Genomic DNA, 12,168 nt, shown 5'->3' with positions numbered 1-12,168 from the left:
GTGGATCCTTCCGGATCCGACCGTACCTCAGTTCGCGCGCGCGAGGGTTTCCGGACGCAGCAGCTTCGCCAGCTCTTCGGCCGGGATCAGGCCCTTCTCGACGACGAGCTCGGCGACGCCGCGCCCGGTCGCGAGAGCCTCCTTCGCGATCTCCGTCGCGGCCGCGTACCCGATGCTCGGGTTCAGCGCCGTCACCAGCCCGATGGAGTTCTCGACGTAGCCGCGCATCACGTCGGCGTTCGCCGTGATGCCTTCGACGCACTTCGAGGCCAGCGTCCGGCAGGCCGCGCCCAGGTGCGTGATGCTCTCCGACAGGGAGTGCAGGATGATCGGCTCGAACGCGTTGAGCTGCAGCTGTCCCGCCTCGGCGGCCATCGTCACGGTGACGTCGTTGCCGATCACCTCGAACGCGACCTGGTTGACCACCTCGGGAATGACCGGGTTGATCTTGCCCGGCATGATCGACGACCCGGCCTGGACCGGCGGAAGGTTGATCTCGTTCAGCCCGGCGCGCGGGCCCGAGGACAGCAGCCGCAGGTCGTTGCAGCTCTTGGACAGCTTGACCGCGATCCGCTTGAGGACGCCGGACAGGTGCACGAACGCGCCGCAGTCCTGCGTCGCCTCCACCAGGTCCGCGGCGGTGACGACCGGCAGCCCGGTGATCTCGCGCAGGTGCCGGCACGCGGCTTCGGCGTAGCCCGGCGCGGCGTTGAGGCCGGTGCCGATCGCGGTCGCGCCGAGGTTGATCTCGTGCAGCAGCGCGACGGCTTCGGTCAGCCGCTGCCGGTCCTCGCCGAGCATCACCGCGTAGGTGCCGAACTCCTGGCCGAGCGTCATCGGCACGGCGTCCTGCAGCTGCGTGCGGCCCATCTTCAGCACGTCGTGGAACTCGACGGCCTTGGCCGCGAACGCCTTCTCCAGCACGACCATCGACTCGGCCAGCTCGCGCACGGCGATGATCGTCGCCACGTTGACCGCGGTCGGGTACGCGTCGTTCGTCGACTGCCCGAGGTTGACGTGCTCGTTGGGGTGCACGACGTGGTAGTCGCCCTTGGCGTGCCCGAGCAGTTCGAGGGCGCGGTTCGCGATCACCTCGTTGGCGTTCATGTTGGTCGACGTCCCGGCGCCGCCCTGGATGACGTCGACGACGAACTCGCCGTGCAGCGCGCCTTCGCGGATCTCCCGGCAGGCCGCGCCGATCGCGTCCGCGATGTCCGGCTCGAGCAGGCCCAACTCGGCGTTGGCGCGGGCCGCGGCCTCCTTCACCGAGGCCAGCGCCTCGACCAGGTGCGGGTAGGCGGCGATCGTCGTGCCGGTGATGGGGAAGTTTTCGCGCGCGCGGGCGGTGTGCACGCCCCAGTACGCGTCGGCGGGGACGTCCTTGTCGCCCAGCAGGTCGTGTTCGCGGCGGGTGGTCATGCGGTGCTCCCCACAGTCAGGTTTCCGGCGAAACGCAGGTTTTCGGGGCCCGGCGGGACGTCGGCGCCGCACAGCCCGAGCAGCGCGGCCAGCACCGGGTAGCGCGCCCGGTCGCCGCCGTCGGCGATCTTGAAGGCGATCGCGGTGCCGTCCGGGAGCGCGGCGACCTGGACGGCTTCGAAGCCGTCCTTGGCGATCAGCCCGGGCACCGCGCGCATCACGGCGGTGACGTCGCGGCGGCTGCCGCCGACCAGCTCGGGGTGCCGCCGGATGCCGTCGGCGACCAGGTGGTCCGGTGTGCCGGGTGCGGCGGTGGCGATCTTCGACACGGCCGTCGCGAGCCCGCGCAACGTCGTCGCGAACAGCGGCGCGCCACAGCCGTCGACGGCCACCCGGGCGATGGGCCGGCCGGTCAGGTCTTCGACGGTGGCGGCGATCGCGCGCTGCAGCGGGTGGGCCGGGTCGAGGTAGCCCTCGGTGGCCCAGCCGTTCACCGCGCAGGTCGCGAGCATCGCCGCGTGCTTGCCGGAGCAGTTGTGCCCGAGCCGGGACGGCGCCCGGCCCTCGGCCAGCCAGCGGTCGCGCTCGACGGGGTCGAACGGGAAGTCCGCCGGGTTCCCGAGCAGGTCGGGGGAGCGTCCGCCGAGCACGTCGAGCGCGGCCTCCAGATGCATCGGCTCGCCGGAGTGGCTGGCCGCGGCGATCGCGAACCCGGCGGGGGACAGGCGCAGGCCGAGCCGCGCCATCGCGGTGGCCTGCAGCGGCTTCGCCGTCGACCGCGGGTACATCGGCGAGTCGGTGTCCCCGGCGGCGAACAGCGTCGAGCCGTCCGGGGCGAGGACCACGGCCGAGCCGTGGTGGACACCCTCGACCATCCCGTCGCGGACCAGCTCGACCAGCGGCTCGGGGCTCACACGCCCTCCTCGTCGAACGCGCGCATGTCGATCCGCTTGCGCACCGCGAACCAGCCCGCCACCAGGGCGGCGAGGATCGCGGGCAGCGCCAGGAGGGTGATCCGGCCGGTCTCGTCGAAGCCCATCAGCACGACGACGGCGGCGAGGAACACCAGCGTGACGATCTCGGTGTAGGGCGAGAACGGCAGCCGGAAGGACGGCCGTTCGACGCCGTCGCGCTTGGCCCGGCGCACGAACAGCAGGTGGCAGAGCACGATGATGGCCCAGGTGGCGAGGATGCCGATCGCGGCGAAGTTCAGCACGATGTCGAAGGTCTCCTTCGGCACCAGGTAGTTCAGCCCGACGCCGAGCACGCAGACGGCCGCGGTGAGCAGGATCCCGCCGTAGGGCACGTGGTTGCGGTTCATCACGCCGGTGAACTTCGGCGCCGAGCCCGCCATCGCCATCGACCGCAGGATCCGGCCGGTCGAGTACAGGCCGGAGTTCAGGCTGGACAACGCCGCGGTGAGCACGACCAGGTTCATCACGCTGTCCGCCGCGGGCACGCCCAGGTGCGAGAGCACGGTGACGAAGGGGCTCTGGTCCTTCGTGTAGGAGCTCCACGGCAGCAGCATCGCCAGCAGCACGACCGAGCCGACGTAGAACACCAGGATGCGCCACATGATGGAGTTGATCGCCTTCGGCATGATCTTCTCCGGGTTCTCGGTCTCGCCCGCGGCGACGCCGACCAGCTCGACCGAGGCGTAGGCGAACACCACGCCCTGCACGATCAGCACCATCGGCAGCAGGCCGCCGGGGAAGATCCCGCCGTGGTCGGCGATCAGCTGCGGGCCGCCCGCGACGCCGTCGACCGGCGTCTGCGTCACCAGCAGGAAGATGCCGATCACCATGAACAGCACCAGCGCGGCGACCTTGACGATGGCGAACCAGAACTCCATCTCGCCGAACAGCTTCACCGAGACGAGGTTGAGCGTCAGGACCACGGCCAGCGCGACCAGCGCGAGCACCCACTGCGGGACCGGCGAGAAGAACGACCAGAAGTGCGCGTACAGCGCGATCGCCGTGATGTCGGCGATGCCGGTGGTCGACCAGTTGAGGAAGTGCATCCAGCCGGCCACGTACGCGCCCTTCTCGCCCATGAACTCGCGGGCGTAGGAGACGAAGGCGCCGCTGGAGGGCCGGTACAGGATCAGCTCGCCGAGCGCGCGGACGACGAAGAAGGCGAAGAGCCCGCAGACGGCGTAGACGATGGCCAGCGCGGGCCCGGCCTGGGCGAGCCGGCCGCCGGCGCCGAGGAACAGGCCGGTGCCGATCGCCCCGCCGATGGCGATCATGTTCACGTGCCGGGGCTTGAGGGCCTTGCGGTAGCCGGCGTCACCCGCGTCAGTGGTGGTGCCGGTCGTGGCCGGGAGGGTCTGTTCGGTCACTGTTCCCCGTTCACGATGCTGGTCAGGGTGGCTTCGACGTGCGTCAGGTGCGCCGTCATGGCCGCGACGGCCTGCGCTTCGGAACCGCTTTCGATCGCGGTGACGATGTCCCGGTGCTCGGTGTTCGACTGCCGGCGCCGGTCGCCGAGCTGGTTGAGGAAGGCGGACTGGCGGGCGAGCGCGTCGCGGATCTCCTCGATCACCTTCCCGAAGACCGGGTTGCCCGAGGCCTGGGCGATGGTGATGTGGAAGAGCGAGTCGAGGGCGACCCAGGCGGTGTTGTCGGTCTCGGCGTCCATCCGGTCGAGCAGGTGGGAGAGGAGGTCGAGGTCGTCCTGGCTGCGCCGCACGGCCGCGTACCCGGCGACCGGGATCTCGACGTGCCGGCGCACCTCGATGAGGTCCCGGGCCGAGTAGGGCCCGAAGGTGGGGTTGTCGGCCGGGCCGGTGGCGGTGACGAAGGTGCCCTTGCCGGTCTTCGACTCGGTCATGCCGAGCGCCTGGAGGCCGCGGAGGGCTTCCCGGATGACCGATCTGCTGACCTCGAACTCCCTGCTCAGGGCGGCTTCGGAGGGAAGCTTGCTGCCGACGGCGTGCTCGCCGCGCTCGATCGCGGCACGCAGGTGGGCCAGCACGGCTTCCATGGCGCTCACCCGGCGGGGACCACCTTGTCCGGCTGTCTGGCTGTCAGACAGGTTCATGGCGGGAATGCTCGGTGGCGGTGCCTCCGCTGTCAACGCGAGTCCCAGCCTCTGTGGCTCACCTCACGCGCCGACCGGCGCCCGCGCGTGACCGCCCGGCAGCGGCGCGTGTCGTGATCGTTTCCGCCCGAAGAGGGGAGCGTGTCACAGCGGCGGAACACCACTCGCGAGGAGCAGAATCGACCCGGCGAGCACGTGTCGGGACCGTCGGTGCCACGGGCTATGGTGAGGGACCCCGGCGCGCCGGTCCGATCCACCTAGGGGAGGTTTTCGCTGGTGTCGAACGATTCCTTCGTCCACCTGCACGTCCACACCGAGTACTCGATGCTCGACGGTGCGGCGAAGATCGCTCCCCTCTTCGCGGAGGCGGCGCGCCTCGGCATGCCCGCGGTCGGCATGACCGACCACGGCAACATGTACGGCGGCGACGAGTTCTACCAGCAGTCCAAGAAGGCCGGCATCAAGCCGATCATCGGCATCGAGGCCTACATCGCGCCGGAGAGCCGGTTCCACAAGAAGCCCGTCTTCTGGGGTCAGGCCAACCAGCGCGGCTCGGACGAGTTCGGTGAGGGCGGCGACGTCTCCGGTGGCGGTGCGTACACGCACATGACCATGCTCGCCTCGAACGCGACCGGGCTGCGGAACCTCTTCAAGCTGTCCTCGCTGGCCAGCATGCAGGGCTACTACCGCAAGCCCCGGATGGACCGCGAGCTGATCGCCGAGAACCACTCGGGGATCATCGCGACCACCGGCTGCCCGTCCGGCGAGGTGCAGACCCGGCTGCGGCTGGGCCAGAAGGAGGCGGCGATCCAGGCCGCCTCCGACTACAAGGACATCTTCGGCGCCGACAACTTCTTCCTCGAGCTGATGGACCACGGCCTGCCGATCGAGCGCTCGGTCCGCGAGGGCCTGCTCGAGATCGGCCGCCTGCTCGACCTCAAGCCGCTGGCCACCAACGACTCGCACTACGTCACCAAGGACCAGGCCGACACGCACTCGGCGCTGCTGTGCGTCCAGGCGGGCAAGACGCTCAACGACCCGACCCGGTTCAAGTTCGACGGCGACGGCTACTACCTCAAGTCCGCCGCCGAGATGCGCGAGTACTGGGACAAGGAGGTCCCCGGCGCGGCCGACACGACGCTGATGATCGCCGAGCGCGTCGAGTCCTACGAAGAGGTCTACTCGCACAAGGACCGGCTGCCGTTCTTCGAGGTCCCGGAGGGCTACGACCAGGGCGGCTGGCTCCGCGAAGAGGTCCAGCGCGGCCTCAAGTGGCGCTTCCCCGACGGCGTGCCGGACCCGTACTACAACGAGCGCATCGAGATCGAGCTCGACGTCATCATCGGGAAGGGCTTCCCGGCCTACTTCCTCATCGTCGCCGACCTCATCAGCTACGCCCGCCGCGTCGGCATCCGGGTCGGCCCCGGCCGTGGTTCGGCCGCCGGTTCGCTGGTCGCGTACGTCCTCGGTATCACCAACCTGGACCCGATCCCGCAGAAGCTGCTGTTCGAGCGGTTCCTCAACCCCGAGCGCGTCTCGATGCCGGATATCGACATCGACTTCGACGACCGCCGGCGCGGCGAGATGATCCGGTACGCCACCGAGAAGTACGGCGCGGACAAGGTCGCCCAGGTCATCACCTTCGGCACCATCAAGACCAAAGCGGCGATCAAGGACTCCGCCCGCGTCCACTTCGGCCAGCCGGGGTACGCGATCGCGGACAAGATCTCCAAGGCACTGCCGCCGCCGATCATGGCGAAGGACATCCCGCTCTCGGGCATCGTCGACTCGAAGCACGAGCGCTACGGCGAGGCCGCCGAGGTCCGTGCGCTCGTCGAGACCGACGAAGAGTGCAAGACGATCTTCGAGACCGCCCGCGGCCTCGAGGGCCTGATCCGCAACGCCGGCGTGCACGCCTGCGCGGTCATCATGTCGAGTGACCCGCTGACCGACGCCATCCCGCTCTGGCAGCGTGACGACGGCTCGATCATCACCGGCTGGGACTACCCGTCGTGCGAGGCCATCGGCCTGCTCAAGATGGACTTCCTCGGCCTGCGCAACCTCACCGTCATCGGTGACGCGATCGACAACATCAAGGCCAACCGCGGGGTCGACGTCGACCTCGACACCCTGGGCGTCGACGACCCCGAGACGTACAAGCTGCTGGCCCGCGGCGACACGCTCGGCGTGTTCCAGCTGGACGGCGGCCCCATGCGCGACCTGCTGCGCCGCATGGAGCCCACGGTGTTCGACGACATCGTCGCGGTCGGCGCGCTGTACCGCCCCGGCCCGATGGGCATGAACGCGCACAACGACTACGCCGACCGGAAGAACAACCGGCAGAAGGTCAAGCCGATCCACCCGGAGCTCGACGAGCCCCTGAAGGAGATCCTGGCCGACACCTACGGCCTGATCGTGTACCAAGAGCAGATCATGCACATCGGCCAGAAGGTGGCCGGGTACACGATGGGCCGCGCGGACGTGCTGCGCCGCGCGATGGGCAAGAAGAAGAAGGAAGTCCTCGACAAGGAGTACGAGGGCTTCGAAGAGGGCATGCGCTCCAGCGAGCTCGTCCCGGGCGGGTTCTCCAAGGAGGCGATCAAGGCCCTCTGGGACACGATCCTCCCGTTCGCCGGGTACGCGTTCAACAAGAGCCACGCGGCCGCGTACGGCCTGATCTCGTACTGGACCGCGTACCTCAAGGCCAACTTCACGGCCGAGTACATGGCGGCCCTGCTCACCTCGGTGGGGGACAACAAGGACAAGTCGGCGGTCTACCTGTCCGAGTGCCGCCGGCTCGGCATCAAGGTGCTCCCGCCGGACGTCAACGAGTCGGCCATGCGCTTCGCGGCCGTCGGGGACGACATCCGCTTCGGGCTGGGTGCGGTCCGCAACGTGGGCGCGAACGTCGTCGAGTCGATCATCAAGACCCGCGAGGAGAAGGGCAAGTACGCGTCCTTCACCGACTTCCTCGACAAGTCCGAGCTGGTGGCCTGCAACAAGCGGGTGATCGAGTCCCTGATCAAGGCGGGCGCGTTCGACTCCCTCGGCCACACGCGGCTGTCGATGATCCAGGTCCACGAGGACGCGGTGGAAGCGGTGGTCCCGCTCAAGCGCCAGGAGGCCATGGGCCAGTTCGACCTGTTCGGCTTCGGCGGCGACGAGGGCGAGGCAGCGCCGTCGTCGTCCCCGCTGGCGCACCTGAAGTTCGGCGAGGAGGAGTACCCGCGCAAGCAGCTGCTGGCGTACGAGCGCGAGATGCTCGGCCTGTACGTCTCGGCGCACCCGCTGGACGGCGCCGAGCGGATCCTGCGCAAGCACGCACCGAAGCCGATCGCGGGCATCCTCGCCGACCCGCCGAAGGAAGGCGAGATCGTGGTCTCGGGGTTGATCACGTCGCTGGAGCGCCGGGTCAACAAGAAGGGCGAGCCCTGGGCGATCTGCACGGTGGAGGACATGGACGCCTCCCTTGAGGTGCTGTTCTTCCCGAAGGCGTACGCGCTCTTCGCGGGCGAGTTGATCGAGGACAACGCGGTCCTGGTGAAGGGCCGGGTCAACTGGCGCGAAGACAAGATGTCGGTCTTCGGCGGCGGCCTGGCCACCCTCGACCTCTCGGAGGTCGGCACCGGCAACGGCGACGACGAGCCACCCCTGGTCCTGCTCGCGGCGGCCGAGAAGATCGACCAGTCGGTGGTGAGCGAGCTGCGGTCCACGCTGCTGGCGCACAAGGGGGAGACCCCGGTACACCTCAAACTGGTGGGCAAGAACCAGACGGTCTTCGCGTTGTACGACTACCCGGTAAAGGTCAGCTCAATGCTGATCGGCGAGCTGAAGGGCATCAGGGGCATCACGGCCTCCACGTAGCAGCGGAACGCGGGCCGAGGGCCTCCGCGCGTGACCAGGTGGAGGCGTTCGGTGGGAGCGAGTCCGTACCCCGCACTCGGCCCGCGGCTGCAAAGCTGCGCATCTCAGGCCGCCACCGCAGCCCGCCCCAGCGAATCCGCACCCGCACAGCGCGCGCACATCCCCCCTATCGTGTTTGCTGAGTGGGGTATCCCCGCCCGGTGAACACGCGTGAGGTCAGCTCTTCGATGTCGTACGAACCCGACCCCCGGCGCTGGAAAGCGCTTGCCGTCTCGCTAACGGCCGGGTTCATGGGCCTGCTCGACGTCAGCATCGTCAACGTCGCCCTCCCGTCGATGCAGTCCGGCCTGCACGCGAGCAGCAGCGGCATCCGCTGGGTCGTCTCCGGCTACGCCCTGGCGTTCGGCCTGGTCCTGGTCACCGGCGGCCGTCTCGGGGACGCGTTCGGCCGCCGGAACATGTTCCTCGGCGCCCTCGCCGCGTTCGTCCTCACCAGCGCACTGGCCGGCGCGGCCCCGAACGAGACGACCCTCGTACTCGCCCGCCTCGCCCAGGGGCTGGCCGCGGGCATGCTCACCCCGCAGAACACCGGCCTGATCCAGGACCTCTTCCGCGGCGCCGAGCGCGGCCGCGCGTTCGGCATGTTCGGCGCGGTCGTCGGGATCTCGACGGCGGTCGGCCCGATCCTCGGCGGCGCGATCATCGCGGTCTTCGGCGCCCAGGACGGCTGGCGCTGGGTGTTCTACGTCAACGTCCCGATCGGCGTCCTCGCGTTCGCCCTCGCGCTGCGGCTGCTGCCGCGCAGCGAGAAGAAGCAGCTCAGGATCCGCTCGGAGATCGACTTCGTCGGCATCGCGCTGCTCGGCGTCGCCGTGCTCGGCGTGCTGCTGCCGGTCATCGATTCGGACAGCGGCGGCCTCGAGGACCTGTGGTGGCTGTTCATCGTCGCCGTCGTGTTCGGCTTCGCGTTCGTGCGCTGGGAACGCTCGGTGGTCCGGCGCGGCCGGTCGCCGCTGCTGGACACCCGCCTGTTCACCGACACGCCCGGGTACGCGGCCGGCGCGGCGGTCGGGGCGCTCTACTTCTGCGGTTTCGCCGGGATCTGGCTGGTCTTCGCGGTGTTCTTCCAGCAGGGCCTGGGCTACTCGCCTTTGCAGTCTGGCCTGTCGGTGACGCCGTTCGCGCTCGGCTCGGCGGTGTCCGCGGCCGTCGCCGGGCGCCTGGTGCCGCGCTTCGGCCGCCGGCTGACCGTCACCGGGCTGGCCATGGTCGCCGTCGGGCTGCTGGCCGTCGCCCTGCTCGCCGAGGTGGTCCCGCCGTCGGCGTCGGGCTGGGCCTTCGCGCTGCCGCTGGTGTTCGCGGGCGTGGGTGGCGGGATGGTGATTTCGCCGAACACGACGTTGACGCTGGAGTGCGTGCCGGTCCGGATGGCCGGGGTCGCGGGCGGCGCGCTGCAGACCGGGCAGCGGATCGGCACGGCGATCGGCACCGCGGTGCTCGCGTCGGTCTTCGGCCTGGTCGTGGGCCGGGGCTACCCCCTGGCGCTGACTGTCGCGCTCGGTTGCGCGGCCCTCCTGACGTGTGGCGCGCTCGCGCTGGCGATCGCCGAACTGCGGGCCCGGCGCCACCGGGCAGCCGAGGACGACCGCGAAGCGCGCGAAGCCGAAACTTCCGCAGCCGATGTCCACGGGACCTGAGAAACTACTGTCCGCAGATTTACGATGCTCCATCCGGGTGACGGGCGCAGAAAGACACTGGTGCTACGGAGAGCAACCGGGTAGATCTTATGGAGCCTTCACTGCGCGGCTACGGCTACCGACAGTGGCAATCAGTCGGCCACCCGGGGATGGGGTGACCGGCTTGAGCGATCGAGGCGTCCGGAGTTCGAGGGAATGGACACACTCGGTCACCTTCCGTCCAGTGGGTGTCGGCGTCCGCGGGGGACCGTCCGGCGCTCGCGGAAGGGCTGCCCATCGGTGGCCGCCGGCGCGTGACGGCGGCGGGTGGGCCCGGGTGAGGGGGAACCAGGCCCGCCCGCCTTCTTCACCCGTGTCGCGCGCACCCCGCCCGCGCTGATCGTGCTGGGATGATCGCGTCCGTCCGAGGCCGACACGGGGAGTCCCGATGACCGAGCAGCCGTCGGGGATCCGCGTCTGGTACCGGCCGATGCGCTCCCGCGACCGCGACGAGCACCACCGCGTGGCGACGCCGCTGGAACTGCTCTTCGACCTGTGTTTCGTGGTCGCCGTCGGCCAGGCCGCGGCCGCACTGCACCACGCGCTGGCCGAGGGGCACGTCGCCCACGGCGTGACGTCGTTCGCCATGGTGTTCTTCGCGATCTGGTGGGGCTGGCTGAACTTCAGCTGGTTCGCCTCGGCCTTCGACACCGACGACGTCCCGTACCGGCTGGCCACGCTCGTGCAGATCGCCGGCGGCCTCACCGTGGCGGCGGCGGTGTCGAGTGCGTTCGAGGGCGACTTCCGGCTGATGGTCGCCGGGTACGTCCTGATGCGGCTCGCGCTGGTGTTCCAGTGGCTGCGGGCCGCGCGGTCGGACCCGGGCTGCCGCCCCTCGGCGCTGCGGTACGCGATCGGCATCTCGGCGGTCCAGGTGCTGTGGGTCGCCTACCAGTGGCTGCCGCACGGGGTGCGGGTGATCGCCTTCGTCGTCTTCGCGGTGCTGGAAATGGCCGTTCCGGTCTGGGCCGAGAGCCGGGGCGGCACGACGTGGCACCCGCACCACATCGCCGAGCGGTACGGCCTGTTCACCCTGATCGTGCTCGGCGAGGTGATCCTCAGCGCGACGAACGCGGTCAAGGAGGGCACCGCCGAAATCGGGCACCTCGGTGCCCTGATCTCACTGGCCGCGGCCGCGCTGGTCCTGGTGTTCTCGATGTGGTGGCTGTACTTCGACCGGCCGGGCCACGCGCGGCTCGTCCGCCACCCGACCATGTTCACGTCGATGAGCTGGGGCTACGGCCACTATTTCATCTTCGCGTCCGCGGCGGCCGTCGGCGCCGGCCTCGAGGTGGCGGTCGCCTACGACACGGGGACGCTGCACCTCGGCGGGGTGGCGGCGGCCCTGCCGACCACGGTGCCGGTCGCGGTCTTCCTGCTGAGCGTGTGGCTGCTGCACATCGGCCCGACCAACGAGTGCCGTCCGATCGCCGTCGGTTTCCCGGTGACGGCGGCGCTCGTCCTGGCGGCTTCGTTCACGCCGGCGCCGATCCACGTGGCCGCCGGCCTCGCCGCCGCGTTGGTCGTGCTGACGGTCGTCGCGACCCACGGGGAGCGCTCGCCTGCCTGAGCGGGCATCGGTGCAGGTCAGAGGCCTGGCGCGAAAAAGGGACCCCCCTGTGCGAGGGGGTTTCGGGGGCATGTAAAGTTCTCCAAGTCGCCAGGGAAACCGAGCGGCCGCCGGGAACACGAACCAAGCTCCCACGATCGTGGTAGAGTGGGTGGTCCCGAACCAGGGTGGTATCCCTGGAACAAAGCTTGAAACAAAAGCCGAAGACCAAGGCGCTTAGCGGCGCGGCGGTCCGAAGTGTGTTGCTTGAGAACTCAACAGTGTGCTAGTGAACTAAGCCAGTAGAGCTTATATGAAACCCCCTCGTCGGGGTTTCCTTTGAGATGCAAGAAATTGCCTCGATTGAATTCGAAGACATTGTTGGAGAGTTTGATCCTGGCTCAGGACGAACGCTGGCGGCGTGCTTAACACATGCAAGTCGAACGCTGAACCGGTTTCGGCCGGGGATGAGTGGCGAACGGGTGAGTAACACGTGGGTAATCTGCCCTGCACTCTGGGATAAGCCTTGGAAACGAGGTCTAATACCGGATATCACAA

7 protein-coding genes and 1 rRNA gene are annotated in these 12,168 nt (G+C 69.3%); 4 read left to right on the top strand and 4 right to left on the bottom strand.

The window, feature by feature from the left end; all coding sequences use genetic code 11:
* Window positions 1-27: 27 nt before the first annotated feature.
* From aspA to AB0J55_RS21145, 4 genes are read right to left on the bottom strand one after another with little or no spacing between them, the layout of a single operon-like run.
* A complete protein-coding gene (aspA, locus tag AB0J55_RS21160) occupies window positions 28-1,419 on the bottom strand; it encodes an aspartate ammonia-lyase (protein WP_364250822.1) in 1,392 nt (463 codons plus the stop codon).
* Complete coding sequence (locus AB0J55_RS21155) at window positions 1,416-2,333, bottom strand: asparaginase (RefSeq protein ID WP_364250819.1); 918 nt, start codon at window positions 2,331-2,333, stop codon at window positions 1,416-1,418. Before AB0J55_RS21155 ends, aspA begins: the two co-directional genes overlap by 4 nt.
* Window positions 2,330-3,760, bottom strand: a complete 1,431-nt coding sequence (locus AB0J55_RS21150) for an amino acid permease (protein WP_364250816.1) — start codon at window positions 3,758-3,760, stop codon at window positions 2,330-2,332. Before AB0J55_RS21150 ends, AB0J55_RS21155 begins: the two co-directional genes overlap by 4 nt.
* Window positions 3,757-4,404, bottom strand: a complete 648-nt coding sequence (locus AB0J55_RS21145; protein ID WP_364251921.1) for a FadR/GntR family transcriptional regulator — start codon at window positions 4,402-4,404, stop codon at window positions 3,757-3,759. The genes AB0J55_RS21150 and AB0J55_RS21145 overlap by 4 nt, the downstream gene beginning before the upstream one ends.
* 333 nt (window positions 4,405-4,737) lie before the next feature.
* On the opposite strand from AB0J55_RS21145, the gene dnaE reads away from it, so the two are divergent.
* The 4 genes from dnaE to AB0J55_RS21125 all read left to right on the top strand — a co-directional run.
* On the top strand, window positions 4,738-8,325 hold the full coding sequence (dnaE, locus tag AB0J55_RS21140) for a DNA polymerase III subunit alpha (RefSeq protein WP_364250813.1): 3,588 nt from the start codon (window positions 4,738-4,740) through the stop codon (window positions 8,323-8,325).
* A gap of 227 nt (window positions 8,326-8,552) precedes the next feature.
* On the top strand, window positions 8,553-10,022 hold the full coding sequence (locus tag AB0J55_RS21135; RefSeq protein ID WP_364251918.1) for an MFS transporter: 1,470 nt from the start codon (window positions 8,553-8,555) through the stop codon (window positions 10,020-10,022).
* A 427-nt stretch (window positions 10,023-10,449) separates the two neighbouring features.
* Complete coding sequence (locus AB0J55_RS21130) at window positions 10,450-11,631, top strand: low temperature requirement protein A (protein WP_364250810.1); 1,182 nt, start codon at window positions 10,450-10,452, stop codon at window positions 11,629-11,631.
* Between the two features lie 357 nt (window positions 11,632-11,988).
* Window positions 11,989-12,168: ribosomal RNA gene (locus AB0J55_RS21125) — 16S ribosomal RNA — on the top strand; the annotation flags it as partial.

Source organism: Amycolatopsis sp. NPDC049688 (genome assembly GCF_040674975.1).
Classification (GTDB): domain Bacteria; phylum Actinomycetota; class Actinomycetes; order Mycobacteriales; family Pseudonocardiaceae; genus Amycolatopsis.
The sequence above is the reverse complement of the archived record's forward strand: the minus strand, read 5'-3'. Positions and strand labels throughout refer to the sequence as shown.